This window comes from Turicibacter sanguinis, assembly GCF_013046825.1.
GTDB lineage: Bacteria > Bacillota_I > Bacilli_A > MOL361 > Turicibacteraceae > Turicibacter > Turicibacter sanguinis.
In genome coordinates this window covers 1,439,849-1,466,483 of record NZ_CP053187.1, presented here as the reverse complement: position 1 = coordinate 1,466,483, position 26,635 = coordinate 1,439,849, and the positions used below count along the sequence as shown (strand labels likewise).

Genomic DNA, 26,635 nt, shown 5'->3' with positions numbered 1-26,635 from the left:
ATCTGGATACATTAATATTGGATTTAAATTTTAAATGATTGGGACGATTTATATGAAAAAGAAAACAGTTATTTTATCCTTATTCACGTTAGCCACTTTAATAAGTGGATGTGGTAGTAAAGCAGATAACACTAATACTAATGAGACAACTAATAATTCTACCACTCAATCTCCAACAACAAATCCAAATACAGGTGAGCTAGCAGATGCAACAACTGGACCTTCTTGGGTAACAGATGAAGCAACACTAGAAAAAGCTGTTAAAGAAAGTTGGATTGTTATCATTACTAAAGATATGAATACAACAAAAGATTTAACATTTGAAGGTGGATTAAAAAAAGATGGCGTTGAAACACCTCGTTTATTAGCTCTGTATAATCAAGATGAAAACCGTAATAAAACAGCAAGCTATACTCTAACTGCACCTAAAATGACATTCAAAGAAGATGGTTCTCGTATTAAAGGTGGGACTGTAGCGGGTGATATTTACGTTGACTGTAACAACTTTGAATTAGTTGATGCAACAGTTAATGGAAATATTTATTTCAAAGACCAAGCAGCTAAAGATAGCTTTAAAATGGATGATACTTCAAAAGTGACAGGTGCTATGGAACTTCAAAAATAAAGAAAAAGAGCCTATTGGCTCTTTTTCTTATGCTTCATTTAATTCTTCCGTTTCATCACTTTCAGATTTATGTTGAATAGAAGAAATTAAGTCAATTAAATTGATTCCCGTTAAAGATTCCACAACTTCTGGAACCTCAGCAATCATCTTCGTTACATTTTGTGAGACTTTTGCAGCCCCACCGCCACCACCATTATCAATGATAACCATTTTTTCAGTTTGTGCGAGCGGAGCTGAAATATGTTGCGCAATTTCTGGTAGCCTTTCTACTACCATTTGAATCACCGCAGCTTCGCCGTATTGTTTATAAGCTTCAGCTTTTTCACGCATCGCCTCCGCCTCTGCTTTCATCGCATCTGCTAATGCCTGTCCTTTAACACGTGTTGCTTCCGCTTCTGCAGCTCCCTTTATCCGAATTGACTCTGCTTCAGCCTCTGCCTTTTTAATCAACTTATAACGCTCTGCTTCGGCCTCTTGTTCTGCTTTATACTTCTGTGCTTCCGCTACCTTTTTAACGGTTGCCTCTAATTCTTTTTCTTGTTTTAAAGCTTGTTGCATTGCAATCTCAGTCTGACGTTGCTCTTCAAATAACTGAGTATTTTTTAATGCTTCAATCACATTTTTCTTTACAATATTTTGTTCTACTTCATAAGCAAAATCGGCTTTTGCTTGCGCTTTTTGTTCTTCTTCTTTAAAAGACTGAATTTGTAATTCTTTTTCTTTCTTTGCACGAGCAATTTCAGTTTCAGCCCTTAACTGTGCTTCCGTTCCTAAGCGTTTAGCTTCTGAAGTTTTTTGCATTTGATCACGCTCAGCTTCCGCTTCTGCAATCGCTGCATTCTTTTTTACTTCCGCAATTTGTTTCGCTCCAAGTGCAGTTAAATAGCCTTTTGTATCATCAATATCTCGAATTGTAAATGTTTTAATTTCAAGCCCCATCTTTTCTAAATCATCTTTTGCCACATTCTCAACTTCATTTGCAAACATTTCTCGATCTCTATAAATTTCCTCAATCGACATCTTAGAAACAATTTCACGTAACTTTCCTTCAAGAACATCTTGGACGGTTTCTTTAATAACATTAATCGTTTCTTTTTCACGACCCGTATTAAATTGTTCCATTGCAAGTAAAACACACTTAGGATCTGAATTAACCTTAATAATTGCAACTCCATCTGTATCAATTGGAACTCCATTACTATCTAATGATTCATGGGTCTTAACTTCCACTTTCATATTTTCAAGTGAAATTCGTGAAATTTGTTCTAAATAAGGAATCACAATTCCACCACTACCACTAATAACACGACGTTTTAACCCTGTTACAACAATTGCCTTATCCTGCGGTGCCTTTTTCCAAACCATGCATAAAAGAATTAAAATTACCACAATTAAAATAACCCACTTTAACATTGGCATTATCGATTCTAACATCCCTCATCCCCCTCACACTTACTCTGTTATAACCATATTAATAATCCCTATTAAATAGAACAAAAGGGCCCAAAATATAAGATTTTGAGCCCTTTTCACTTATTTTGCTAACATAATATTTAAAACTTCAATATCCGTTTGTTTCATTCCTTCACGGCCTAGACGTCCGTAAGCTTCAATTGTACTTTCGATATTAGATTGCACCATTCCACATGTTTCATCAAATGCCACGCCTCTTAAAGCTAAATAATGTGCCATAATAGCCGCATCTAAACTTGACGCAATTTTAGCCGCACATGATGCTTTAGCTCCGTCACAAACAATTCCTGCAATATTAGCTAATGTATTTGTAATCGTCATTTCAATTTGTTCAAGAGTTCCACCTTTTAAATACGTTAAGGCTGCACCACTACCGCAGGCTGCACTTACAGCACCACAGTAGGCTGATAAACGTCCAATAAACGTTTTTTGATGAATGGTCACAAGACTCGCCAAAATTAATCCACGATACATTTGTTCTTCTGTTAATCCTTTTTCACGAGCGTAAATAATAATAGGTAATGATGCCGTCATTCCTTGATTTCCACTTCCAGATGTCGTCATAACTGGTAAGCTACATCCACACATACGAGCATCAGATCCCGCTGCCGCATAAGCTTTCATTTTGGTTTTAACATCATCACCATAACATTCTAAAATCATTTTCCCAACATTAACACCATACTGATTAGATAAACCTTCTTTGGCAATACTTAAATTATATTTAACTTGCTTAGCAAGCATTTCATTCAAATCAGATAAATCCACTGTATTGGCAAACTCATAAATATCCGCTACATTTAAAACCGAACGATCGGCTAACGCAGAATTAAAGTCATCTTTGTTAAATTGTTTAGATAATAAAACTTCACCATTTTTTTCAATACGGCACACATTTGTATGCGTATGAATTAATTCTACTAACGAAGATTGATCACCGGCAACCATCTCCATAATAATATGTAAATTTGCATCATTCTCGATTAGTTCAACTATACATAAATTTTGGCGCAGTTGCTTCCCTACCTCTTGAATTTGACTTTCATTTACACATTCAATCACTTCAAGACCTTTACTTGAATCACCTGCAATTGCACCAGTAATAGCACTTGCCTCAATTCCTGTTAAGTTGCCTGTATTAGGGACTACAACCGATTTAGCATTTTTAATAATATTTCCACTGCATCTAACTATAATTTTTTCAGGAAATATCCCCAATACCTCACGTGCTTTAGCTGCTGCATAAGCAATGGCAATTGGTTCTGTACATCCAAGAGCAGGTACAAGTTCTTCTTTTAAAATAGCAAGAAATGCATGATACGATTGTTTAGTTAAAGACATAGTCGCCCTCTCCCTACTAATTAAATTTTCTCAAAATCTTACTCTCACATTCTATCAAATTAAGACTTCAATAACCATCCATATGAATCAGAAATGTTTTTACCTAGCAGTTGAAGATGGACTTATATGAAAAAACTAGAGAACCCAAATCTTCAGAATCTGTCTGAATTCATAGAACTTTTTAAAACTAGTTACCTATCCCACATCATAAGTTTGTGGATTCGTAGTTTTCTTTCACCATTAGATAAAGTGGATTTTTTTAAATCATAAAAAACTTATCTGGATTTATCTATTCTATCCACACAATCCCTAGTATACGATAGCTAATTTTCTTCCTTTTTCATATCATCAATTAATGATTCAGCTAACCGTCTGTACATATTACTCATATTCACAAGAGAAGATAATAGTAGAAATTTTTCCATTGATTCTAGATGAATTCCCTCTAATTGATTAATCTCATGTGAAACTTCATCTACGCTCTGTAAAACATTCTGTTTGAATATTTCGACATTCTTGTCTACCAACTTCAAATATGTTTCATAAATTGATGTTAATGGAAATTCATATTGTTCAATAACTTTTTCATTAATTTCATCTAAAGATGTCTTAATATCACTGATTGATAAACCGCCTTTTAGTTGATAAATAAAACTCATTAAAATTAAATGTTCATTAGTGTATTTTTTATTTTGAATTGGAAATAATAATTTTCCCTTAGAGTAATTATTAATCATTGTTTTTGTCAAAACTTTTTCTGAGTCATTTCGAAGTGTTTCACCGTAAACATTTTGAAATAATTGAATAACTTGATCCATATATAAATCGACTTGAGGTAAATCTTCTAATTTCAACTGTCTTTCTAAATGAAGTTGCTTAATTTTCTCATCAAAATTCATTTTTATCACCTGTTATATAGTATCTAAAACTACTTTTTATTATATACATAAATTATATCATAGTTTCACATAATGTAAATGTTGACAACATTACTTAATAGCCATATAATATAGACAAAAGTAGATGTAGTTTTAAAAACCACATAACGAAGTAAGGAGGATAAAAAATGAGTAATTATATGCGCGAACCTATTAATGCAATAACTCACCTAATTGGTGCCATTCTATCATTTATTGCTCTTATTGCTATGATTATCAAAGTAGCTTGCGAAAATCCAAATGCTATTGGCATCACAGCAGTGATTATTTTTGGAATCAGTATGATCTTGTTATATGCTACCTCAGCCACTTATCACATGATCATTTCATCTGATCGCGTCATTAACTTTTTACAACGTCTCGATCATAGTATGATTTTCATTCTTATTGCAGGATCTTATACACCGTTTTGTTTGATCGCACTTAATGGATGGTCTGGATGGGTATTATTCTTTGTCATTATAGCTATTGCTATTTGCGGAATTACCTTTAAAATGGCCTGGTTCAATTGTCCTCGCATTCTTTCTACATCTATTTACATCATTATGGGGTGGATGGCCATTTTCGTCTTTAAACCACTTTTAGCGTCTTTAAGTGCAACCGGTCTTAGCTTATTAATTGCTGGAGGGATTCTTTACACTGTTGGTGGAATTATTTATGCGCTTAAACCCAAATGCTTGGAATTTAAATACCTTGGGTTCCATGAAATCTTTCATATTTTTATCTTACTCGGTAGTCTTTGTCATTTTTTATGCATTTATTTATTTGTTATATAAGTTCGATATACATTAAAAGGTATCTTAAAAGTAAAGATACCTTTTTTATATAAAAAGGCTAAGATTGACTCAATCTTAACCTCATCACTTCATAACCTATTTTATTCTTCGCAACCGCAATCATCTTTATGATTGTTGCAGCATCCGGCAACTTTACACCAATCTTCATCACGTTTTCCATGATCATAATGATGTTCTTTTTTGATAACTTCTTTTTTGATAATATATTCATGATTATAGTGATGGTTTTCGACTTTTTTACAAATAACAGGAATAATATGTTTTACTTTATGATAATAATTTTTTTCTTCTTTACAATAAACAGGTTTTTCTCGAATGACTTTGCAATCTTCATGATGATGACAAGGTTCCGGATGTTTTTTACCTTCACATCCTTTCTCTTCATTCAACATTTCATGTTCTTCATCCTCTTGACCTTCCCAAAGAGAATCTGTTACAGCACTTTGATCTTCTTCACTACATTGACTTTCATTTTCCCAAAGATGTTCTAACTCCATTTCTTCATCCCTACCTGGCCCAAAAGGTTCTGCTTTATCTTCTTCCCCTTCCCAAAAATGGTGTGACTCAATAGTTTCGGCATTGTCGTCCCAAAGATTATGTTTACCACCTTTAACATCCGCAGGATACCATTTAGCGTTAGATGTTCTTTCTAATTCATCTCTCCCAAATAATTTTTCATCTGAGAAAAATTTTTCTTCATCAAACAAAGATGGTTTACTTTCTTGTTGGTGTTTAGCCTGACAACGTGGATATTGTTTCATAAGCTCTATCTCCTTTAACTTGAATAATTATAAAAATTACATCACTATTTCTACTCGTCATTCAAATTATAACTATTACCATCTCGCTTTCCATGATGATAACAATGTAACTCTTTTACGTCTATATATTCATAAATGTATTCATGTTCATAATGGTGATTTTCAACGTTTGTGACGATAACAGAAATATTATCCAATGAACAAAATTCTTTAAAATCTCGTTTATCAAATGTAAATGTTTGCGTCGTTGGCTCAAATAATTTAACTGGATTATCCGTATCTTGAGGGTAATAAGAACGTTTAATAGTCATTTCTATCCCCCCCTTCAAATTCGAGCTACACTATAATATATTAAACGGAAGGATTTTTGGTCATGTAAATCACACAAATTTGGGGTATTATTATTGATTTTTAACCTATTCTATTCCTCTAAAGAGTTTATATTTTTTAATTAAATATAAAAAAAAGATGTGAATCATGATTCACATCTTTTCCCCTCTATCTCATATCCCCAATTTAATTTTTAATTATTGATTATAACCACCAAGGAAGTTCGATTGATGCACGAGTTGAAGGTTGTTGACTACCTTGTACTGTAGTAACTCCTTGAACTAATACTAATCCTAATACAAATGCAACAACTAATTGTTTTAAATTTTTTTTCATTGTCTTTGTCTCTCCTCTCAACTTTTGCTATTTTCATGATATAATAAATTAAATAAGACGTAAAGTGACTATTTTTTCACTTTCTACTTTTTAGCACATGATGTTTATTTATTATAAGAATAATAAATACTGGGGGTTAGGAGGACGCTCATGAACGAAATTTATTTCGGAAATGTATTGAAAGAGTTAAGATTAAAAAAACAATTGAGTCAAGAAAAGTTAGCTGATGGTATTTGTACAAAGCGCCAGCTTATTCGAATTGAGCAAAATGAGAATTTACCAACGGGATTTTTACTCAGTGCATTATCAAAAAAATTAAATGAGAACCTAGAACCTTTTCTGCTTTTTGCCAACCACGAAAATCCGATGGAAGTCATTGAATTAAAGCAACAATTAGATTATTATTTCTACGAGAAAGACTTTGTTCCGTTAATGGAATTAATCGATCAATACCGTTCTCTTCATCCTAATCCACCAGTAGACTTTCAACAATATTTAGGATGGTATGAAGGTGCTGCTAAATTTCATCTTCCCCAATATGAAAGTCCAACTATTGAATACTACATTGATTTGTTAAAACTAACTATGAACTTTACAAATTTAGAAGAAGCTTGTGTGGGATTCCGTACCCTAAATGAATTAAATATTATTCATACTATTATTATTCTATTCTATATTATCAATAATAAATTAGTTGAAGCTTCTCAATTATTACCCTTAATCATTGAGAACTATTTAAAATATTATCATAAATACGATATTAATTTACTAGGCCGTATGTATTATAACCTAGCCAATGTTTATTATCGACTAGATTACTATGATAAAGCACTTGAAGTCTGTGAAATAGGAATTAAAACTTGTTTACAGGAACGTTCTTTTGCGGTTGTTGCCGATTTATTTATGTGCAAGGGAAGCATTCTAGCGGATCAAGGTTTAATGGAAGAAGCAACAACATGTGCTAAATTTTTCGTGACTTTATATGAAATGCAAGGGAAACGTAATCAAATTGAGCGCGTTATTGAACAATATAAAGCACTTGGAATTGATATTGCTTAAACCTACTATTGTAGGTTTTTTTTAATCCATTTTATCTTCTATCACATAAACTTTAGTAAATCCAAGTTCCTCTAATTTTTCACCAGCTATCTTACTACGGTTACCACTTTGACAGTAAATAATAATCGGTGTATCTTGATAGGCCATAAGTTCATCAAGATGTTGCTCTAATTGATTATATGGTATGTTTATGGCATTGCGAATATGACCTTTCTCGTATTCATCTGCATCACGGACATCAATAATAAGGATTTCTTTTGTATTATCCATTAGCTCTTCTGCCGACTCTCTTTGAATAATTTGGGGACTAGTCTGTTGCATCAAAGCAGCAGATTGAGTTGATTCATAATCTAAAATAGCTACTGTCATTAAAAATATAAAAACTAAACAAAATAATAATTTTCCGATTGCTTTTCTCATGTTGATTCCTTCTCTTTTAAAATATTTTTATTTTCTTTTAGTATTCTCTATCTAAATAAAAAAATGACCGAAATGGTCATTTTTTTTATTTATCAATCATATTTAAAAAATACTGATGAAAACTTAAATCGTTCGTTAATTCAGGATGAAATGAAGTAACAAGCATATTATCTTGTTTACATGCTACGATATGATTATTAAGTTCTAGTATGACTGAAACCTCTGGTCCTACCTTAGTAACATATGGCGCTCTTATGAACACTAATGGAATTTTAGAGGACGATACTGTCTCAATTTCCACTTCCGTTTTAAAACTTCCTAATTGTCGCCCATAAGCATTACGCTCAACTTCAATATCCATTAATCCTAAATGAACTGTTGAATCTTTAGCAAGTTCTTTAGCCAGGATAATCATTCCAGCACATGTCCCCCAAACAGGTAAACCATCTTTAATTTTTTTCCGCAGTGGTTTTAATAAATTAAAATCACGTAATAGCCGTCCGATAGCGGTACTTTCTCCTCCTGGAATAATTAAACCATCGATTTTTTCCAACTCATCTTCATATTTTACTAGAAGTGGATTTACATCGTCTAGTTGGCTTAAAAGGTTCATATGCTCTTGTACGGCACCTTGGACAGCTAAGACTCCAATGTTTTTCATACTACCATCCTCGTTTTGCGTATTGTTCATTTTCAGGTAATTGACGAATGTCAATTCCACTCATCGCTTCTCCTAATCCTTCTGAAACCTGTGCAATGATGTTTGGATCATTATAATAAGTAGTAGCTTTAACGATTGCTTCAGCACGTTTTTGTGGATTATCTGATTTAAAAATTCCAGATCCTACGAATACCCCATCACATCCAAGTTGCATCATTAAGGCAGCATCAGCTGGTGTCGCAATTCCACCTGCAGCAAAGTTTACAACTGGTAATTTTCCATGCTCATGAACATAGCACACTAAGTCATATGGAGCTCCCATATTTTTCGCTATTGTCATTAACTCTTGTTTGCTTGCTGCTTGGATTTCACGAATTTCTTTATTCATCGTACGCATATGGCGAACTGCCTCTACAACATTTCCTGTTCCCGCTTCTCCTTTCGTACGAATCATTGAGGCTCCTTCTCCAATACGACGAAGTGCTTCCCCTAAGTTTTTAGCCCCACATACAAATGGTACGTTAAACTCTGTTTTATCAATATGGAATTCATCATCAGCTGGAGTTAATACTTCACTTTCATCAATATAATCAATTTCAAGTGCTTCAAGCACTTGAGCTTCTACTAAATGACCAATGCGCACTTTAGCCATTACTGGGATACTAACTGCTTCTTGAATTTCTTTAATCATTTTAGGATCAGACATACGAGCTACTCCGCCTTTCGCACGAATATCAGACGGTACTCGTTCAAGTGCCATAACAGCAACTGCCCCCGCAGCTTCTGCAATTTTAGCTTCCTCAACATTTACGACGTCCATAATAACGCCACCTTTTAGCATTTGAGCTAGATTCTTATTTAATTCATAACGTTCACTCATTTTCCTCACTCCTTTACATTTTTACTCATCTTCAATATAATAATTGTATCGAAACAATTATTATTAAAATGATTTCTAACAATTATTTTATACCAAATAATCCCTAATAAATCAATACAATTACTTAAAAGGAGTAATACAATGTTACCTGTACCCATACAATTAGATAAGAATAAATCTGAAGCCATGTATTTACAAATCGCTAATCAAGTAGCAACTATGATTCAACACCAACAATTAGAAGGTGGTCGCTCTCTTCCTTCTATTCGAAAATTAGCTACTCTACTCGAAGTTAATAATGTAACGATTGTTTCTGCGTATAAACACCTTGAAACACTTGGACTTGTCATTGCAAAAAAAGGGAGCGGTTATTACGTTAAAGAAAAACAAATCATTCCTCCCTCAATTCCCTCACCTAAATTATCAATGCAACAAATTACAAGTCAGCATCTGCATTTAGAACACAACCAAATTAACTTTGCGAGTGCCACACCTGAACCAAGCATCTTTCCAATTGCCTCATTTAAACATTATCTAAATTATGTTCTCGATCGAGATCAGGGATACGCCTTTGGATATCAAGAAAGTAATGGATATGAACCTCTTCGTGAAAGTTTATGCCAATACCTAAAACGCCATCAAAAACTTGAGGTTTCACCTAACTCAATTCAAATTGTATCAGGTGCCCAACAAGGAATTGATATTATTGGTAAAACACTTCTTGGAAGCGGTGACTGTGTATTCGTTGAAGACCCAACCTATACAGGAGCTTTAGCTGTTTTCAAATCTCGAGATGTTTTAATTAAAGGAATCAGCTTAGAAGAGGATGGCCTTAATCTTTCTGAATTAGAAGCAGCACTACTAACTGTTCGACCAAAACTTTTATATGTCATGACTAAATATCAAAACCCTAGTACCGTGACTTATTCCTTAAAAAAAATGAAACGTTTAATAGAACTCGCGCAACTATACGACTTCTATATTGTTGAGGATGATTCAATGTCTGAGCTAAATTATGAACCTGATGCTAGCAATATCAGTTTCAAAAGTCTAGATCAAAATGAACGTGTTATTTATATAAAAAGTTTCTCTAAAATTATGATGCCTGGTCTTCGTATTGGATTTATCCTTGTTCCCTCTCCCCTCTCTACAGATATTATGAATGCCAAACATCATACAGATATTTCATCATCTGGATTAATCCAACGTACAGTAGATTTATATTTACGTGAAGGTCAATGGGATGAACATATTAATCAAATGCGAATTATTTATAAGAAAAAATACGATATCATGGTTCAAGAATTAAATAAATTAAAAGCATATGATGTCAAATTTCATATTCCACATGGTGGCCTTCATTTTTGGATTCAACTGCCGCCACATCTTAATGCTAATGAACTTTATGATCTTTGTTTATCTCATTCACTAATTACGACCCCAGGAAAACTATTCAGTCCAACGGAAGATACTCATCTAAATCAATATATGCGTTTAAGTTTTGCAGCATGTACAGAAGCGGACATCATCAAAGGAATTGATATTTTAAAACAGTGTCTTCATCTAATGAACAATAAGAAAAAACAGTCTACCTATATTTCGCCATTAATTTAAAAGAGTCACCTTAATACAAAAAAATTTACGTCGACTTATCGATTAATAAAAAAGTCCCTATCTTAAATGCAAAGATAGAGACTTTTTTTATTGTTTCATTATATTTAGAAATAGAAAAGAGCTATTACTTATTATCCCCCATCAATTATGGACACCTAACTTCGCATTTTTAAAAGTTATTTGTATCAGGCTATAATCCTTTATAGACTCAGCAGCGGTGGATTGTTCGCTCCCCCGAGGACTCCCTGCCCACCAGTTGAGGATAGCTACGAGCTCGCCTGAGGCTTACTACGTAGCCGGGTCCCTACTTCTTAAGTGCGAATCGTACCATGAAGAAGTTGATGATCATGGCGATTGGGAATACGAGAATTGGTGCAAATGATTGGTTGATTCCGATTGCAAGGAATATGTTTAGTAAGATCATTTGAACAAAATAGTTGATTAAATGTGCGCCAGCAAATTTGATTCCATTTGATGCACTTGCTTCTGTTTTGAATGTAAAGGCTGTTGAAGCAAAGTAGTTAAAGATAAAGCTGATAATATATCCTATTGTAAAGGCAATATTGGCATTTACAGAAATTCCATATTCAAGTGCTAAATACACTCCGTAATGAATAACTGTTGCAAAACCACCAACGATTACAAACTTAATAAATTGAAAAATCTTTTCATTTTGTTGTAACTTATCTAATACAGTTTTCATTATAATTTCCTCCTGCTTATCATTTCATAATAATTTTACACGTTAATTTTAAATTTGAAAAGAAAGAAAAATCCCCTTATCTGCATACTATACATTTTTTTACATTTAAAATACAAATTATGATAAAATATTTACATGAATAGACGCGGAGGATACAGATGAACAACTTTACATTTAAAGACATTATGTTAGTTTTTCAAAAATGTTTTAACTACATTGATACTAGATTAGACCGACACTGTGAACAAGTAGCTTTTCTTTACTGGAAAACTCTTCAACATACAGGAAAATATACTGAGGAAGAGCTCGTTAACCTTACTCTCATTGCTTTATTCCATGATATTGGTACTTATAAAACAAAAGATTTTAGTGAATTTCTTTATAATACTTCACCAAATCCACATCTGCATTCAATCTGTGGTTCTTTATTTATTAAATATTTTTCACCTTTATCTCATTTATCAGATATTATCCTCCATCATCACGATTCTATAATAGAATATGAAAAACTAGATTTTCCTTATAAAGATGAGACTATTCTCTTAAATCTCCTAGATAAGATATCATTATTTATTCATCGTAAATCATATATCACAGATGAAGCCTTGAAAAAGATTTTACATTCTCCTCTAAACTCTTCCCTTCTCGACTATTTTAAAGAAGTTAATCAATCAGAAGAATTAATAAGCAAAGTAATAGATGGGCGATATTTAAAGGAATTATATCATTTTTTAAATCATTTCGAGCCCTCTAAAGAAACAACGATGGAATACGTTAGAATGATGATGTATATGATTGATTTTAGAAGTGAGAGTACGCTCATCCATACTATAACAGTGACTAGTTTATCAAAGATTATCGCAATAAAACTAGGACTTGATGATGAAGTGGTAACGAATCTTGCATTTGCAGCGACGATGCATGATATTGGAAAAATCGCTACTCCCATCGAAATTTTAGAAAAACCAACAAAACTTACTTCTAGTGAGATGGAAATTATGAAACAACATGTTACGATTACATATGACATTTTAAATTGTATCTGTTCTAAAGATATCGTTGAAATGGCAGCTTATCATCATGAGAAATTAGATGGTAGCGGTTATCCTTTTGGTTTAAAAGATCATCAACTTTCAATTCCGGTTCGCATTATTAGTATTGCTGATATTATGAGTGCTCTCCTTGGCGTGAGAAGCTATAAACAAGAATTTCCAAAAGAGAAAATTATCAATATTTTAGAGAACTTAGCACGTGACTATAAAATTGATGCTGATATTGTAGAATTTATCGTTACTCATTACGATACTTTAGTTTACGAATTAAGTATTGATTCTAAACCTTATCTGGACCGCTATACAGATTTAAAAAAAGAATATCAAGCTTTATTTAAACAAAAAATAGCATGTTAAAAATCCTGAGAAAAAATCTCAGGATTTTTTATATTAAATTAAAATAATTTTTGTAATTCTTTTATTTTATCATCATCATCTAGCTTAATTTTTAACGGAGTAATAGTAATATAACCTTTTTGAATAGATTTTACATCTGTATCCTCAGATTGTTCAATATCGATAAATGGACCTGATAATTTATGGCCACCATCTTCTTCAACATAAACTTCATCATAACGTGTAACTCCTAAACTTGCAACTTTAATTCCTTTAGGTTCCGTTAATGAAGGGAAATTAATATTAAATGTAATATTTGATTCTAATTTTTGAGAAAATAGCTTTTCAAATAGTTGAGGCAAATATTTTTTTACTACCTCAAAGTTTGACTCTGTTGTTGATACAGCAATAGAAGGATATCCACAAAGATTTGCTTCAAGCGCACCCGATACTGTTCCTGAATATAAAACATCAGTCCCAACATTACGTTCATCATTAATACCTGATAAAACCAAATCGGGTTGAATCTTCAAATGACCAAGGGCATATTTCACGCAATCAGCTGGTGTCCCATCAATTCCATAAGCCAGTTTGGTATAAGGAATTGATTCAATATAAGCTTTTAAGGGACGGCGCATTGTAATTCCATGTCCTACTGCACTATTATTTTGATGAGGAGCAATCACATAAATATCACCAAATTTTGATGCAATTTCAGCTAAGGCTGCAATTCCTGGCGCTTTTATTCCATCATCATTTGTAATTAAAATTTTCATGACATCATCTCCTTAGTTATTTTGAGCTAATTCATCCAAGTCAGCAATCATCGCATCAACAGTTTCCCAATCCATTACACGAGCACCTGCTGCTTGCACATGACCACCTCCGCCATATTTTTTAGCAATTTCATTAACGGCTGCCCCACTTGAACGTAAATTAACGCGAATATCATTTCCTTCAGCATTTTCAACAAAAAATGCCCAAATTTTAATTCCTTCAATGTTTGCCAACGTATTAACGTTAGCTGAAGCTGCTAATTCATTTACGTTTAAAGATTGTAATAATTCATCTGTTAATTTTAAATACCCAACACCATGAGCCGTTTCTTCAAAGTTACAAACCGCATAACCTTTAAAACGTGCTAATTCTTTAGATTGTGTATACATTTTTGAGTATAACTCTACCATATCAAAATTATATTTTAATAATTCTGATGCATAACGGAATGTTTGCTCACTTACTCCACGGAATAAGAAGCGTCCTGTATCTGATACAATTCCATTGAATAAGCAACGAGCACCGTTATCATTTGTTTTTAAATTATTCTTAACTAATAAATCTGTAATCATTTCACAAGTTGATGTATAACTTGTATCAATCCACTCAATATCTGCATATTCATCGCTAAATGGATGATGATCGATTTTAATTTTGAAAGCACCTAATTTCCAACGTTCATCTGAAATACGTGCTGCGTTCGATGTATCTGTAATGATAACTAAAGCATTGTTATATAGTTCATCTTCAATTTCTTCTGTATGACCAATGTAATTTAAATAAGCTACTTCCTCGCCTACAAGGTAAACTTTCTTCCCCTCAAAACTTTCACGAATGATTTCAGCTAATCCAAATGATGAACCATATGCATCTCCATCTGGAATGACGTGACGGTGAATAATAATTGTTTCAAATTCTTCAATTTTCTTTAAAATCTCTTGTTGAATTGACATATTGAACCTCCTAATATAAAAATGATTACCTACTTTAATTATACGTCAAATTATGACACTCTATCAAATTATAAAGAAAAAATAGAGGTAGAAATTCTACCTCTATTCATAATCAAATTATTTTAATTGATTTAAGGCATCTTGAACTGCTTGTTCAGGAGATACTCCATTTAATACAACTTGCTCAACAGCTTGACCAACTGCTGTACGTACATTGTAAGAAGAGAATGTATCAGTGAAGAATGATGGATCATAGAAGAAAGCACTATCTTGAGATGGTCCTACAATTTTCGTTTGATCATTAGACTCTGTTACATATGCTTGATAATCTGCTGAATCAATAACTGATTGGCGGATTGGTAAGTAAGAAGTATGAGTTGCGAAGTATAAATTTCCTTCATATGAAGATAAGTATTTTGCAAATTCATATGCTGCATAAACTTCTTCAGGAGTTTTATTTTGGTTAAATACTACAACGTTAGTTCCTTGTTGAATAACAGCTTCAGTTTCTTTAGAAACTTGAGGAATTGGTGCTACCCCAACTTCGAATTCAGCTGAAGCAATATGAGAATAACCAGCAGAAGAACCAATATACATTTGAACTAAATTACTCATGAATGGACCAGACATGTATTTATCTTCTCCAGCTAAACGCCAGTATCCAGCATCAGTATTACGTTGCATTAATGTTAAAGCTTCAATAGCTGCTTGTGCATTATCTTCTGAGAATAAAATGTCACCTTTAGAATTTGTATATTCTCCACCAAATTGCTGAACCATTGTAATGAAGTAGTTTTGTGATGAATCATGACCGAATGCTGGTTTACCAGTTAATTCAGTAATTTTAGCTGAAACAGCTTCAACTTCTTCCCAAGTTGTTGGAACTTCTAATCCATTTTCTTCGAAGAATGTTTTGTTATAGTATAAAACTTCTGTTGATTTGTTGAAAGGTAAAGAATAGAATTTTCCACCTTCATATTGGCTATTTTCTGCACGATAAGCTTCAATAATATCATCAAAATCAGAAATTCCAACTTCTTTATCATTAATATAATCATCTAATGCTACAACTGCACCTGATTGTAAATATTCTGCAACCCAATCAGGATATGCTTGTGAAATTGCTGGAGCTGAACCAGATTTTAAAGCAGCTGTTGTTTTAGTTTTTAAATCATTGTAAGCACCTTGATAAACTGATTTTACAGTAATTCCTTTTTCAGCCCCAACTGTCGTATTGAATTGCTCTACTAATGCATCTACTGCTTCTTGATTTGTTCCTGACATTGCATGCCAGAATTCGATTGTTACAGGTGATTCAATTGTAGTCACTAATTCAGCTGTAGATTCATTAGTTGTTCCTGTGTCTTTCCCACTTGAACAAGCTACTAAAGTTGTTACACCAGCTAAAAGTGATAATGATGTAAATAATTTTTTCACTTTGTAGTCCTCCTACTCACAATTCATTGAGTTATTTATCTATGTATAAAAGGATTATCTCCTTTAATACCCCATTTAATACCTACTTCATAATAATTTAGTATACAAGGACTATCCTTTTAATCCTCCACGAGTTACCCCACTGATAATGTATTTCTGTAAGAATAAGTAAATAATCACAACTGGAACAATAATGATTGTTGCAGCAGCCATTTGTAAATGAACTTGTGATCCTGATTCATTTGTAAAGTGAGTTAACCCGATTGTTAAAACACGCATACTATCTTTATTTGTAATTAATAATGGCCATAAGAATGCATTCCAGCTTGCGATAAAGTTTAAAATACCAATTGTTGCGACAGCACTAATCGTATTTGGAATAATGATTTTCCATAAGTATTTCCAATCGCTACATCCATCAATTTTTGCTGCTTTATATAATTGTTCTGGAATTTGCATAAAGTATTGTCTTAATAAGAAGATATAGAAGACATTCGCAATATATGGAAGAATTAATCCTTTGAATGAATCAATCCATCCTAATGCTGATACAGTTTGATAGTTTTGGATAATTAACATTTCACCTGGAACCATCATCGTTGCTAATAATAAAGTGAAAATTGTGTTACTTCCGAAAAATTTATAACGTGTAAACGCAAATGCTGCAAAAATTGTTACGAAAATGGTTAATACTGTATTTCCAACTGCTGAAATAACAGTATTTTTAAAATAAACATCAAAAGGTGCCATTTCCATTGCTGTTTTATAATTTTCAAATTGGAAAATTTCAGGTAATAATTTTGGTGGAACAGCAATAGATTCTGAATATGTTTTAAATGATGTTAAAATCATGAAGATGAATGGGAAAAGCATGATAATTGCTCCAAGTGATAACGCAATGTAAATCAATACTTTAGCCCATGTTGAGGTAACTTTTTTTGTATTACTTTCCATTGAGCACACTCCCTATTTGTAATGAACTAACTTCTTACTTAATACCATTTGTACAAGCGTTACAGCTAAAATAATAACGAATAAAATAATTGAAGCTGCTGCAGCTTTATGTACTTGTGATGAACCATAGAACATATCATAAATGTAGTATACAACCGTCATACAACTATTTGCAGGTCCTGGCTTTCCACCAAATAACGCAAATACTTCATTATACACCTTAAAACTTCCGATGACTGAAGTCATTGTTAAGAAAAATACAGTTGGCGATAATAAAGGTAATGTAATACGAGAGAATACTTTCCATTTAGGTGTTCCATCGATTTGCGCTGCCTTGTAATATTGTGGATCAATATTTTGTAATCCTGATAAGAAAATAACAATCTTAAAGGCTAGTCCACTCCAAATATTGAAGATGATTAATGCCCAAATTGCCATTTTTGGATCATTTAGCCATTGAATTGGATCAACACCAAACATTCCTAAAAACTGATTAATATATCCAAAGTCACTATGGAATAACCAACTCCATACAATCCCAATGGCAATAACTGATGTTACATATGGCAAGAAATAAATCGCTTGGAAAAACTTACTTGCCTTAATTCCAGTATTTAATAACAATGCAATTGCTAATGCAATAATCATTGAAACCGGAACCGCGATTACTACAATTAAAAATGTATTTTTTAATGCTTGATGGAAATTAGGATCTGTTAAGACGAATTTAAACGTTGCTAAACCGAATCCACTTCCTTCATCTGTATAATAATTATATTTTTCATAGAATCCCATACGGAATGACATAATTAATGGATAAACTACGAAAACAGCTGTAATGATTAATGTTGGTAATAAATACAAATAACCTAAAAAATTGTGTTTGATGGTTGTTCGGGTAGCATTTGATAGTTTTTTATTCATAGTTGCCCCCTACGCTAAACGGTGACCGTTCGTTGCATCGAATAAATGAATATTTTGTTGTTTTACCGTTAATTTAACGATATCTGAAACATTAACTTCATTTTCTGAATCAATTAAGCAGCGAACTTTTTGTCCATCGATTGTTACTGTCATTAATTTGTCACGTCCAATTACTTCAACCATAACAACTGTTGCATCAACACCATTTTCTTGTGCAAGGCGCCATGACTCAGGACGAACTCCAACAATTGCATCTGTATTATTTAAACCAGTTGCATCTCCTAATACAGATCCACCAACCATTACTTTTCCATTTTCAATACGTCCATTCATAAAGCTCATTGGTGGTGTTCCCATGAATGAGGCAACGAACTGATTAGCTGGTTTACGATACATTTCTTGAGGTGCTTCTTTTTGTTGTAACACTCCATCTTTCATTAAAACAATTGCATCTGTGATACTCATTGCTTCTTCTTGATCGTGTGTTACGAAAATTGTTGTAATACCAGTTTCTTGTTGAATACGACGAATTTCTTCACGAGTTTCTAAACGTAAACGAGCATCTAAGTTTGATAACGGCTCATCTAATAATAAAACGCGAGGTTTTTTCGCAATAGCACGTGCGATTGCTACACGTTGTTGCTGACCACCTGATAATTCTCCAGGTTTACGATCCATTAAGTGTCCAATTTGAACTAAATCAGCCATTTCTTGAGCAATTTTTAATGCTTCTGCTTTTGGTACTTTAGCATTTTCAAGTGGGAACATGATATTTTGGCGTACCGTCATATGTGGATATAAAGCATAGTTTTGGAATACTAATCCAATTCCACGTTTTTCTGGTGGTAAATCCGTTACATCTTCGTCACCGAAATAAATACGACCACTTGTTGGTTTTTCTAATCCAGCAATCATATAAAGTGTTGTAGATTTTCCACATCCAGATGGTCCTAAAAGACCAGCAAGTGTTCCATCTTCAATTGTTACGTTTAAATTGTTAACTGCCGTAAAATCTCCAAAGCTTTTGGTAATGCCCTCTAATCTTACTTCCATCGAACTAACCTCCAAAATTATGCATCCGTTTTGCGACTTATTTTTATATGGATACTTTGTAAAAATTCTCATTTACTATTTCTATTAGAAAAATAACATCCAAACAGTATTCTAATGAATTTTAGTATCACAAGTCAATGGAATTTATGTTAATTTCTAATTAATTTTATCTATTCTTGTCGAAATTACTTTATTTTATTCTTTTTCCTCTTACAATTATGCCCAATCAAGCAGACTTTATTACTTAACTCAAAAAATTTTTAATACTTCGTGTGCACACATTCGCCCAAGTTAAAATATGATGTATTAGACCGAGAGTTAAAATTTCGGCAAATAGGAGGGCTAATATGAAATCAATTAAACGTGTTACTTCGTTTTTAGGATTGATGGCACTTGCAACAGCTACATTAGTTGGATGTAACAAGTCATCTGATGAATTAACTCAAATCAAAGTTGCTGAGGTAACTCACTCTGTTTTTTATGCACCACACTACGTTGCCATTAGTGAAGGATTCCTAGAAGAAGAAGGATTAGAAGTTGAATTAATTAATGCTGGAGGTGCTGATAAAGCAATGGCCTCTTTACTATCAGGCGATGTGCAAATTGGATTTATGGGACCTGAAGCTTCTATTTATGTCTACAACGAAGGTGGAAAAGACCTTGCCATAAATTTTGCACAAATCACTCAACGTGATGGTAGTTTCTTAGTGGCTAAAAATCCTCATGAAAACTTTTCTTTTGATGAAATGAAAGGAACTGAAGTCATCGGTGGTCGTAAAGGTGGAGTGCCTGAAATGACACTTGAATATGTCTTAAAATCACAAGGTCTTGATGCTCGTCCAGACGATAAAACAGCAGAAGTTAATGTGCGTACTGATATCTCATTTGATGCCATGGCAGGAGCTTTTACAGGACTTGACGCTGAATATGTAACACTTTTCGAACCATTAGCAACAACTATGGAAAAAGAAGGTAAAGGTTACATCGTTGCATCAATTGGTGAACTAGGTGGTGACATTCCTTATACTTGCTACCAAACAACCGAATCATACTTAAAAGAAAATAGTGATGTCATCCAATCATTTACAAATGCTATTTATAAAGCGCAGTTATGGGTTTCAACACATACAAGTGAAGAAATTGCACAATCAATTCATCAATTTTTCCCTGATATGGAAATTGAGGACTTAGTAACAGTTGTTGAACGTTATCAATCTATTGATGCCTGGGCAACTGATCCTGTTTTAAAAGAAGATAGCTTAAATAACCTAATGGATGTTATGGAATTAGCAGGACAACTTGATAATCGTGCGCCTTATGAAACAATCGTCGATACAAGCTATGCTGAAAATGCAATTAATAATATCAAATAAAAAGATTTACTCCCTAATCAAAATAGGGAGTAAATCTTTTTTGATATTAGGTACCCTTTATTCTTTTACCTAATATTATAAAGTAGGACATATGAGAAAATGGAGGTGACCTTATATGTCAAAAATTCTAGATGTGAGCCATGTTTATAAAGATTTTTACTCAGTTGAAGAAGAGCGAAATATTATAAATGATATCACCTTTTCAGTTGAAGAAGGTGAAATTTTAGTCTTACTCGGACCTTCAGGATGTGGAAAATCTACAATTTTAAACATGATTTCTGGCTTACTAGAACCCACAAGTGGAGAGATTAATACCTATAACAAAAAAATCGGATATATGTTTCAAAAGGATCATCTATTTGAGTGGCGAACTATTATGAAAAATATCACCTTAGGCCTAGAAATTCAAAACAAATTGACAGATGAAGCAATGGAAGAAATTAAGCGATTACTACAAATTTATGATTTATGGGATTTTAGAAATAATTATCCTCGGGAGCTTTCTGGTGGGATGAAGCAACGTGCTGCCCTAATTAGAACACTGGCATTAAACCCTGATATTTTATTACTAGACGAACCCTTTTCAGGACTTGATTATCAAACAAGATTAATCGTTACCGATGATATTTATAAAATTATTAAAAGTGAAAATAAAACAGCAATTTTAGTAACCCATGACATCTCTGAAGCTATTTCAGTAGCAGACCATGTTGCTGTCTTAAGTCATCGTCCAACGACAATAAAAAGCATGCGTCCGATCAACTTGACACTTGATCATGAAAAAACACCTTTAAGCTCCCGAACTGCTCCTGAGTTTAAAGATTACTTTGATTTATTCTGGAAGGAGTTGCAAAATGATGAAGAAACAAATTAATGGAACTCCTGGCTATCAAAAATACTTAAAAGATCGTAAAAAAGAGGCATTCAATATTCACTTTCTTCAAATTTTTCTACTCGTCGCTTTCCTAATTTTTTGGGAAGTCGGCGCTCAACTAGGATTTATTGATGATTTCTTATTTAGCAAACCATCAGCTGTTTGGAATATTCTCGTCAAATATGTTTCAAATGGAGAAATCTTCAAACATCTTGGTATTTCATTATATGAAACAATTGTTGGTTTAATTATCGGGACCTGCTCTGGATTATTTATTGCTATTTGCTTATGGTGGTCAGAAAAACTTGCCAAAATTTTCGATCCATTTCTTGTTGTACTAAATGCTTTGCCAAAAACAGCTCTTGCTCCCATTTTAATCGTTTGGGTCGGAACTGGAGTAAAAGGGATTGTCGTCATCTCGATTATTACCTCTATTGCTGTCACTATTTTATCTGCCTATAACTATTTTTCAACAGTTGATGAGGATAAGATTAAACTTATGAAAAGTTTCGGAGCTAGTAAGTTTCAAATTTTAACGAAACTCGTCTTACCATCAAATACAAGTAATATGATTAACCTGTTAAAAATCAATATTGGTATGGTCTGGGTCGGGGTTATCGTTGGGGAATTTATCGCTTCTCGTGCTGGACTTGGATATTTAATCGTATATGGTGGCCAAGTATTTAACTTAAGCCTTGTTATGATGGGAATCTTAGTCCTTGCAATCTGTACACTTTTAATGTATCAACTTCTAGGCTACTATGAAAAAAAACTTAAAAAACGCCAAGGAGCTAATAAATAAAAATAAGGTGATTCTATGTGCTAGAATCACCTTATTTAACTTTTAATCGTGTTCTTTTGAGTGAAACATAATTAATTAATGATTTTAATGCCCTATAAAAAAATCCCATTACTTCAAATAATACAATTAACGTTGGCAAGATGAGTTCAACATTCCATTCAAAAGTAAAAACAAATGTTGAAAGTGGGATTAATTGAACGCCAAATAAAGCAATCAAATTAATTATTGTTAGACGCCTTACTAACTTTTGAGGTAAATCTTTAAAATAGCAACTCAGTAATAAAACTGCAATGATTAAACAGACTAAGCCATATCCCTTAAAAAATGGTCCATTTAATGATGTTAACCCAAAATAATATCTTAAGCCCATGAATCCCACTAAACAACTTAAACATGACAGATATATTTTTCTCACTAAATGTTCCCCCCCACTTAGTTATAAGACTGTAATTTTATTAAGTTAGGTTCTGATCCAAATGTTGATAAATTATATAAAAACAATGCCTGATCAAATGATTCATCTCTAATATATTCATATGGATTCATATTGAAATATCTTAAATCAATTAAGTGAATTTCTTCAAAATGTAACGCTAAAAATGGTACTAAACTGTGAGCATATGAATCTTTAAACACAACAAGTTTTCTACCGTTATTTATACTACTTTTTACAATGGTTAAAGGCTGATTTCCTCCTAAAAACATTGAGTATTTATCTTTTTGATTAAGGTAATTATAATCGTATAAACCATCTAAACTAACTTCTTCTCCATTCAAACTCACAGAAAAACTCACGTCAGTTTTTGGAATAAAGATATCCATTGAATCAGGTTGTAAATGGTGGTTATTTGCCTTTGAATAATATGTTCCATAAAATGAATCACTGACTTGTTTAATATTAAAATCCTCTAAATGATAAGCTTGTTCACCTATTGCACCCATTAGACTTTGATAAGCATAAAAAGCCCCAAGTGTCGTCCAATGATGATCGGTTTTATAGAAAATATATTCAGATTTATGTGCTTCTAGAACCGAATACACATCAATTAAATCAACTGATAATGTAGCACTTGCTTGTTTAAGCATCAGATTTTGATCATATGTTGGTGCATATAGTGGCAATAACTCTTTATAAATTTCAACTGCCGTTGGAATGAGCATGACTTCTGTATTCAAATAGGGCAACTTTTTATGAAAGGCATTTATTGAATCTAAGTTTCTTATAAAGTATTTTCCAGGCGTCAAAAATTCTTCTAGTAAATAGCCTTGTTTTCCAAAATAAACTCCATTATTTTTCCCCTTTAAAAGTAAACGCTCGACATCAGATTTTACCCCTACCCAATCATCCTTAAATACAAATTGATCCGTCATGTACTCATCAAATCCACTCGTAAATTTTCCTGATGCAAGTCTTTCCCATGTAAACTTAGGAAATTGCTGTAAAGGACGATTTTCACTTTCAGAAATACTTTTATCTGGCGTTATCATATTCCATAAACTTATTCCAAAAATAAAAATTAAAAACATCAAACTATAAACTAAATTCTTAACTTTATCCATCATCCTCACCTCCTAAAATCTAAAGTACAAGAACGGATTATAAGACGAATCAACTAAGTAAGCTGTTGAAATAAATAAAATCGAAAAGTAGATTAATGGCATAATGATTAGTTCAAAAAGCCATTTGAATTTAGACGTGCGTGTGGCATAACCATAAATTAGCTTCATTAAAGGCGTAGAAGCGATAATTAACACAATGAGGGTAATGGCATTAGAAGCTAAGTAAAACAACGTCATCTGATTATAAAGACCTTCTCCTTGCATTCCAAACATAACTTTGAAGTAATTCAATAAATGTTCAAAATTATCAAAAGCGAATAATCCCCATCCGATTAATAATAAGAAGATGGTATAGAAATGACGAATAAAAGCTGGACCTCTATTTAACCACTTCATTAAAAAGGCCTTCTCAATTGAAATAATGCTTCCAAAATAAAGTCCCCAAAATACGAAATTCCAACTCGCCCCATGCCAAAGGCCTGTTAAAAACCAAACAATAAAAACATTTAAATAGGTACGATACTTTCCTTTACGATTCCCGCCAAGTGGAATATAAACATAATCTCTAAACCAAGAACCGAGTGAGATATGCCAACGTCTCCAAAACTCTGTGATACTTTGTGAGATATATGGATAATTAAAGTTTTCTAACAATTCAAATCCAAGCATTTTACCAAGTCCAATAGCCATGTCTGAATATCCACTGAAGTCGAAATAAATTTGAAGTCCGAAGGCCATAACCCCCAACCAGGCAGATAAAACTGTTAAATTTGTGACTTCAGTTGTTGAAATGCTATCCCAAAGCAAACCAATATTATTTGCTAATAAAACTTTTTTCCCAAGTCCAATAATAAATCGTCTGACTCCATCCGCAAAACGTTCGATTGTTTCTTGTCTATGATTTAATTGTTCAGCCACGGTACGGTAACGAACAATGGGTCCTGCAATAAGTTGTGGAAACATTGCAACATAAGCTCCTAAATCAACGATATTCCGTTGTGCACGAGCATCACGTCTAAAGATATCAATCGTGTAAGACATTGTTTGGAACGTATAGAATGAAATCCCAATTGGAAGAGCAATGTCTGGAGTTGAAAAAGTTGTTCCAAAAATCGTATTAATATTTGTAATGATAAACCCCGAATACTTAAAAAATGTTAGTAATCCTAAATTAATAATTACTGAGGATAATACCACACGCTTTGCCTTTTTAGGTTGATCTTGATATTTTTCTACAAGTAACCCATGAATAAAATCAACAATGGTTGAGAATATCATTAAAACAACATAAATAGGTTCTCCCCATGCGTAAAAAACTAAGCTCACTAGTAGTAAAATAAAATTACGGACACGTCTTGGAACGATAAAATATAACAACAACGTAATTGGTAAAAAAACAAATAAAAAGACAAGACTACTAAAAACCATCCTTCATCACCACCCAAAGAAGAAAAAAGACTGTTGAAGCATTTAGCAATCAACAATCTTTTTTTCAAAGAAATTATTTTACTGACTCTTCAAATACTTTTACAATTTTGTCTGCTACATCGCTTGTTACATATAATAAATAGTTTCCTTGTTGTTTAATTTGGTTTTCTTGAACTAATTCATATTGATCTGGTAAGTACATTGACCATGTTGCTTCTTGATCAGATAATACTTTTTCAAACCCATCTTTAACACTTTCTGATGCTTTCTCATCTTTAGCTTTTACAACCATAATTAAAGAAGATTTAACATTCATCATTGGTAATAACATATATCCAGATTCAATATCTGCCGTATTAAAATGATCCGCATACATTCCTAACTGTAATGAATCTGTCATATCAATCACTTGAAATCCTGGTAATACACCATCTTGAAGTTGCATATCGTAATCACTTGCTAATGTTTCTTGAATTTTATTCATGATTTCTTCAGGTGTCGCGGATGTATTACTAGCTGATTCTCCTTCTTTTGAATTACTACATCCTACCGCTACAACTGTTACTAATAAAGCCATTAACATCATCTTTAATTTTTTCATAATTGTTCCTCCTAATATTTTGATTCAAATAGAATTCCAAATTTAGCTCTTTACATTAAATTAGACGACCCTATTGCCTATTTTGTTCCAAAAGTTATAGCTTATTTATTATAATTTTAAATAATTATTAATAATTAACAAAAAAAGAGATGAATACTCATCTCTTTTTGATTAAGAATAATATGTTTCTAAAACTTTTAACAACATGCCTTGAGTGATTGTTTGTTCATAAGCCTCTACTTCAGCTTCATAATTTTTGTATAATCTCAACAATGAGAAGAAGATATCTAAATCATCATCTAGTACAAGTGTAAAATAATTTTTTTCGTTTATTTTAATTGTAATTTTTTGGCGGTTAAGATGAGTTAAACGTGAATCAGTTACTTCGTAAACAAATTCAGCTAAATAGATGTTATCTGGTAATGTTTTGACAGAGCCTATTAGCTTAAGTGCATCTTCATCGTATACTTTTGGACTGTTTAAATCAACTGTTATCGTATATCGAATCAATACCGGTTTTTTTATTTCACCTTTAGCAAATTCGATGATTTTAAGAGTTTCACTTTTTAACAT

General features: G+C 32.7%; 29 protein-coding genes. 8 read left to right on the top strand and 21 right to left on the bottom strand.

The window, feature by feature from the left end; all coding sequences use genetic code 11:
• The first annotated feature begins 52 nt into the window (after positions 1-52).
• Positions 53-625, top strand: a complete 573-nt coding sequence (locus tag HLK68_RS07145) for a lipofamily protein (protein WP_229040185.1) — start codon at positions 53-55, stop codon at positions 623-625.
• 27 nt (positions 626-652) lie between these two features.
• On the opposite strand, the gene HLK68_RS07140 is transcribed toward HLK68_RS07145, so the two are convergent.
• From HLK68_RS07140 to HLK68_RS07130, 3 genes are all read right to left on the bottom strand, one after another.
• Positions 653-2,059 (bottom strand): flotillin family protein, encoded by a 1,407-nt coding sequence (locus HLK68_RS07140; RefSeq protein ID WP_006784807.1) that lies wholly within the window; start codon positions 2,057-2,059, stop codon positions 653-655.
• Positions 2,060-2,158: 99 nt separating this feature from the next.
• Positions 2,159-3,439, bottom strand: a complete 1,281-nt coding sequence (locus HLK68_RS07135) for an L-cysteine desulfidase family protein (protein ID WP_006784806.1) — start codon at positions 3,437-3,439, stop codon at positions 2,159-2,161.
• A 323-nt stretch (positions 3,440-3,762) separates the two neighbouring features.
• Positions 3,763-4,338 (bottom strand): DUF1836 domain-containing protein, encoded by a 576-nt coding sequence (locus HLK68_RS07130; RefSeq protein ID WP_006784805.1) that lies wholly within the window; start codon positions 4,336-4,338, stop codon positions 3,763-3,765.
• 167 nt (positions 4,339-4,505) lie between these two features.
• Between HLK68_RS07130 and trhA the strand changes: the two genes are divergently transcribed.
• Positions 4,506-5,153 carry a PAQR family membrane homeostasis protein TrhA gene (gene trhA / locus HLK68_RS07125; RefSeq protein WP_006784804.1) on the top strand — a complete coding sequence of 216 codons (648 nt, stop codon included), beginning with the start codon at positions 4,506-4,508 and terminating at the stop codon, positions 5,151-5,153.
• Between the two features lie 101 nt (positions 5,154-5,254).
• On the opposite strand, the gene HLK68_RS07120 is transcribed toward trhA, so the two are convergent.
• The 3 genes from HLK68_RS07120 to HLK68_RS14690 form a co-directional block, all read right to left on the bottom strand.
• The gene (locus tag HLK68_RS07120; RefSeq protein ID WP_132942552.1) at positions 5,255-5,935 is read right to left on the bottom strand and encodes a hypothetical protein; all 681 of its coding nucleotides are present in this window, start codon (positions 5,933-5,935) and stop codon (positions 5,255-5,257) included.
• A 50-nt stretch (positions 5,936-5,985) separates the two neighbouring features.
• Positions 5,986-6,246 (bottom strand): hypothetical protein, encoded by a 261-nt coding sequence (locus HLK68_RS07115; RefSeq protein ID WP_055164601.1) that lies wholly within the window; start codon positions 6,244-6,246, stop codon positions 5,986-5,988.
• A 223-nt stretch (positions 6,247-6,469) separates the two neighbouring features.
• Positions 6,470-6,601, bottom strand: coding sequence for a hypothetical protein (locus HLK68_RS14690; protein ID WP_006785225.1), 132 nt, complete (start codon positions 6,599-6,601; stop codon positions 6,470-6,472).
• 150 nt (positions 6,602-6,751) lie between these two features.
• Between HLK68_RS14690 and HLK68_RS07110 the strand changes: the two genes are divergently transcribed.
• Positions 6,752-7,660: a helix-turn-helix domain-containing protein gene (locus tag HLK68_RS07110; RefSeq protein ID WP_006785224.1), complete on the top strand. Its 909-nt coding sequence runs from the start codon at positions 6,752-6,754 to the stop codon at positions 7,658-7,660.
• Between the two features lie 21 nt (positions 7,661-7,681).
• On the opposite strand, the gene HLK68_RS07105 is transcribed toward HLK68_RS07110, so the two are convergent.
• The 3 genes from HLK68_RS07105 to pdxS all read right to left on the bottom strand — a co-directional run bounded on the left by HLK68_RS07105 (position 7,682) and on the right by pdxS (position 9,621).
• On the bottom strand, positions 7,682-8,080 hold the full coding sequence (locus HLK68_RS07105) for a rhodanese-like domain-containing protein (RefSeq protein ID WP_006785223.1): 399 nt from the start codon (positions 8,078-8,080) through the stop codon (positions 7,682-7,684).
• An 85-nt stretch (positions 8,081-8,165) separates the two neighbouring features.
• Entirely contained in the window at positions 8,166-8,741 is a 576-nt protein-coding gene (gene pdxT, locus HLK68_RS07100) for a pyridoxal 5'-phosphate synthase glutaminase subunit PdxT (protein ID WP_006785222.1), read from the bottom strand.
• Position 8,742: 1 nt separating this feature from the next.
• On the bottom strand, positions 8,743-9,621 hold the full coding sequence (gene pdxS / locus HLK68_RS07095; RefSeq protein WP_006785221.1) for a pyridoxal 5'-phosphate synthase lyase subunit PdxS: 879 nt from the start codon (positions 9,619-9,621) through the stop codon (positions 8,743-8,745).
• 141 nt (positions 9,622-9,762) lie between these two features.
• Here pdxS and pdxR point away from each other — a divergent pair, with 141 nt between their 5' ends.
• Entirely contained in the window at positions 9,763-11,235 is a 1,473-nt protein-coding gene (gene pdxR / locus HLK68_RS07090) for a MocR-like pyridoxine biosynthesis transcription factor PdxR (protein WP_006785220.1), read from the top strand.
• 304 nt (positions 11,236-11,539) lie between these two features.
• On the opposite strand, the gene HLK68_RS07085 is transcribed toward pdxR, so the two are convergent.
• A complete protein-coding gene (locus HLK68_RS07085; RefSeq protein ID WP_006785219.1) occupies positions 11,540-11,938 on the bottom strand; it encodes a GtrA family protein in 399 nt (132 codons plus the stop codon).
• Positions 11,939-12,096: 158 nt separating this feature from the next.
• On the opposite strand from HLK68_RS07085, the gene HLK68_RS07080 reads away from it, so the two are divergent.
• Complete coding sequence (locus tag HLK68_RS07080) at positions 12,097-13,347, top strand: HD domain-containing phosphohydrolase (RefSeq protein ID WP_006785218.1); 1,251 nt, start codon at positions 12,097-12,099, stop codon at positions 13,345-13,347.
• 38 nt (positions 13,348-13,385) lie between these two features.
• Here the strand turns inward: HLK68_RS07080 and surE are convergent, their stop codons facing one another.
• The 6 genes from surE to HLK68_RS07050 all read right to left on the bottom strand — a co-directional run bounded on the left by surE (position 13,386) and on the right by HLK68_RS07050 (position 19,424).
• Positions 13,386-14,102 (bottom strand): 5'/3'-nucleotidase SurE, encoded by a 717-nt coding sequence (gene surE / locus HLK68_RS07075; protein WP_006785217.1) that lies wholly within the window; start codon positions 14,100-14,102, stop codon positions 13,386-13,388.
• A gap of 12 nt (positions 14,103-14,114) precedes the next feature.
• The gene (locus tag HLK68_RS07070; RefSeq protein WP_006785216.1) at positions 14,115-15,056 is read right to left on the bottom strand and encodes a DHH family phosphoesterase; all 942 of its coding nucleotides are present in this window, start codon (positions 15,054-15,056) and stop codon (positions 14,115-14,117) included.
• 117 nt (positions 15,057-15,173) lie between these two features.
• Entirely contained in the window at positions 15,174-16,493 is a 1,320-nt protein-coding gene (locus HLK68_RS07065; protein WP_006785215.1) for an ABC transporter substrate-binding protein, read from the bottom strand.
• Between the two features lie 111 nt (positions 16,494-16,604).
• Positions 16,605-17,447, bottom strand: a complete 843-nt coding sequence (locus HLK68_RS07060; RefSeq protein WP_006785214.1) for a carbohydrate ABC transporter permease — start codon at positions 17,445-17,447, stop codon at positions 16,605-16,607.
• 12 nt (positions 17,448-17,459) lie between these two features.
• Positions 17,460-18,371, bottom strand: coding sequence for a carbohydrate ABC transporter permease (locus HLK68_RS07055; protein ID WP_006785213.1), 912 nt, complete (start codon positions 18,369-18,371; stop codon positions 17,460-17,462).
• A gap of 9 nt (positions 18,372-18,380) precedes the next feature.
• On the bottom strand, positions 18,381-19,424 hold the full coding sequence (locus HLK68_RS07050) for an ABC transporter ATP-binding protein (protein ID WP_006785212.1): 1,044 nt from the start codon (positions 19,422-19,424) through the stop codon (positions 18,381-18,383).
• 347 nt (positions 19,425-19,771) lie between these two features.
• Between HLK68_RS07050 and HLK68_RS07045 the strand changes: the two genes are divergently transcribed.
• From HLK68_RS07045 to HLK68_RS07035, 3 genes are all read left to right on the top strand, one after another.
• The gene (locus HLK68_RS07045) at positions 19,772-20,797 is read left to right on the top strand and encodes an ABC transporter substrate-binding protein (RefSeq protein ID WP_006785211.1); all 1,026 of its coding nucleotides are present in this window, start codon (positions 19,772-19,774) and stop codon (positions 20,795-20,797) included.
• 115 nt (positions 20,798-20,912) lie between these two features.
• On the top strand, positions 20,913-21,671 hold the full coding sequence (locus HLK68_RS07040) for an ABC transporter ATP-binding protein (RefSeq protein WP_006785210.1): 759 nt from the start codon (positions 20,913-20,915) through the stop codon (positions 21,669-21,671).
• Positions 21,655-22,473 carry an ABC transporter permease gene (locus tag HLK68_RS07035; protein WP_006785209.1) on the top strand — a complete coding sequence of 273 codons (819 nt, stop codon included), beginning with the start codon at positions 21,655-21,657 and terminating at the stop codon, positions 22,471-22,473. The genes HLK68_RS07040 and HLK68_RS07035 overlap by 17 nt, the downstream gene beginning before the upstream one ends.
• Positions 22,474-22,504: 31 nt before the next feature.
• Here the strand turns inward: HLK68_RS07035 and HLK68_RS07030 are convergent, their stop codons facing one another.
• The 5 genes from HLK68_RS07030 to HLK68_RS07010 all read right to left on the bottom strand — a co-directional run bounded on the left by HLK68_RS07030 (position 22,505) and on the right by HLK68_RS07010 (position 26,635).
• Complete coding sequence (locus HLK68_RS07030; RefSeq protein ID WP_238672939.1) at positions 22,505-22,888, bottom strand: hypothetical protein; 384 nt, start codon at positions 22,886-22,888, stop codon at positions 22,505-22,507.
• 17 nt (positions 22,889-22,905) lie between these two features.
• Positions 22,906-24,033: a DHHW family protein gene (locus tag HLK68_RS07025; protein ID WP_230321562.1), complete on the bottom strand. Its 1,128-nt coding sequence runs from the start codon at positions 24,031-24,033 to the stop codon at positions 22,906-22,908.
• A 12-nt stretch (positions 24,034-24,045) separates the two neighbouring features.
• Complete coding sequence (locus HLK68_RS07020) at positions 24,046-25,461, bottom strand: MBOAT family O-acyltransferase (RefSeq protein WP_132942553.1); 1,416 nt, start codon at positions 25,459-25,461, stop codon at positions 24,046-24,048.
• A 73-nt stretch (positions 25,462-25,534) separates the two neighbouring features.
• Positions 25,535-26,062, bottom strand: coding sequence for a DUF4358 domain-containing protein (locus HLK68_RS07015; protein WP_006785205.1), 528 nt, complete (start codon positions 26,060-26,062; stop codon positions 25,535-25,537).
• Positions 26,063-26,233: 171 nt separating this feature from the next.
• On the bottom strand, positions 26,234-26,635 hold the full coding sequence (locus HLK68_RS07010; RefSeq protein WP_006785204.1) for a hypothetical protein: 402 nt from the start codon (positions 26,633-26,635) through the stop codon (positions 26,234-26,236).

Coding starts and splice junctions, on each gene's coding strand:
- HLK68_RS07145 (WP_229040185.1), top strand. CDS start 53: ATGAAAAAGAAAACAGTTATTTTATCCTTATTCACGTTAGCCACTTTA.
- HLK68_RS07140 (WP_006784807.1), bottom strand. CDS start 2,059: ATGTTAGAATCGATAATGCCAATGTTAAAGTGGGTTATTTTAATTGTG.
- HLK68_RS07135 (WP_006784806.1), bottom strand. CDS start 3,439: ATGTCTTTAACTAAACAATCGTATCATGCATTTCTTGCTATTTTAAAA.
- HLK68_RS07130 (WP_006784805.1), bottom strand. CDS start 4,338: ATGAATTTTGATGAGAAAATTAAGCAACTTCATTTAGAAAGACAGTTG.
- trhA (WP_006784804.1), top strand. CDS start 4,506: ATGAGTAATTATATGCGCGAACCTATTAATGCAATAACTCACCTAATT.
- HLK68_RS07120 (WP_132942552.1), bottom strand. CDS start 5,935: ATGAAACAATATCCACGTTGTCAGGCTAAACACCAACAAGAAAGTAAA.
- HLK68_RS07115 (WP_055164601.1), bottom strand. CDS start 6,246: ATGACTATTAAACGTTCTTATTACCCTCAAGATACGGATAATCCAGTT.
- HLK68_RS14690 (WP_006785225.1), bottom strand. CDS start 6,601: ATGAAAAAAAATTTAAAACAATTAGTTGTTGCATTTGTATTAGGATTA.
- HLK68_RS07110 (WP_006785224.1), top strand. CDS start 6,752: ATGAACGAAATTTATTTCGGAAATGTATTGAAAGAGTTAAGATTAAAA.
- HLK68_RS07105 (WP_006785223.1), bottom strand. CDS start 8,080: ATGAGAAAAGCAATCGGAAAATTATTATTTTGTTTAGTTTTTATATTT.
- pdxT (WP_006785222.1), bottom strand. CDS start 8,741: ATGAAAAACATTGGAGTCTTAGCTGTCCAAGGTGCCGTACAAGAGCAT.
- pdxS (WP_006785221.1), bottom strand. CDS start 9,621: ATGAGTGAACGTTATGAATTAAATAAGAATCTAGCTCAAATGCTAAAA.
- pdxR (WP_006785220.1), top strand. CDS start 9,763: ATGTTACCTGTACCCATACAATTAGATAAGAATAAATCTGAAGCCATG.
- HLK68_RS07085 (WP_006785219.1), bottom strand. CDS start 11,938: ATGAAAACTGTATTAGATAAGTTACAACAAAATGAAAAGATTTTTCAA.
- HLK68_RS07080 (WP_006785218.1), top strand. CDS start 12,097: ATGAACAACTTTACATTTAAAGACATTATGTTAGTTTTTCAAAAATGT.
- surE (WP_006785217.1), bottom strand. CDS start 14,102: ATGAAAATTTTAATTACAAATGATGATGGAATAAAAGCGCCAGGAATT.
- HLK68_RS07070 (WP_006785216.1), bottom strand. CDS start 15,056: ATGTCAATTCAACAAGAGATTTTAAAGAAAATTGAAGAATTTGAAACA.
- HLK68_RS07060 (WP_006785214.1), bottom strand. CDS start 17,447: ATGGAAAGTAATACAAAAAAAGTTACCTCAACATGGGCTAAAGTATTG.
- HLK68_RS07055 (WP_006785213.1), bottom strand. CDS start 18,371: ATGAATAAAAAACTATCAAATGCTACCCGAACAACCATCAAACACAAT.
- HLK68_RS07050 (WP_006785212.1), bottom strand. CDS start 19,424: ATGGAAGTAAGATTAGAGGGCATTACCAAAAGCTTTGGAGATTTTACG.
- HLK68_RS07045 (WP_006785211.1), top strand. CDS start 19,772: ATGAAATCAATTAAACGTGTTACTTCGTTTTTAGGATTGATGGCACTT.
- HLK68_RS07040 (WP_006785210.1), top strand. CDS start 20,913: ATGTCAAAAATTCTAGATGTGAGCCATGTTTATAAAGATTTTTACTCA.
- HLK68_RS07035 (WP_006785209.1), top strand. CDS start 21,655: ATGAAGAAACAAATTAATGGAACTCCTGGCTATCAAAAATACTTAAAA.
- HLK68_RS07025 (WP_230321562.1), bottom strand. CDS start 24,033: ATGGATAAAGTTAAGAATTTAGTTTATAGTTTGATGTTTTTAATTTTT.
- HLK68_RS07020 (WP_132942553.1), bottom strand. CDS start 25,461: ATGGTTTTTAGTAGTCTTGTCTTTTTATTTGTTTTTTTACCAATTACG.
- HLK68_RS07015 (WP_006785205.1), bottom strand. CDS start 26,062: ATGAAAAAATTAAAGATGATGTTAATGGCTTTATTAGTAACAGTTGTA.
- HLK68_RS07010 (WP_006785204.1), bottom strand. CDS start 26,635: ATGTTAAAAAGTGAAACTCTTAAAATCATCGAATTTGCTAAAGGTGAA.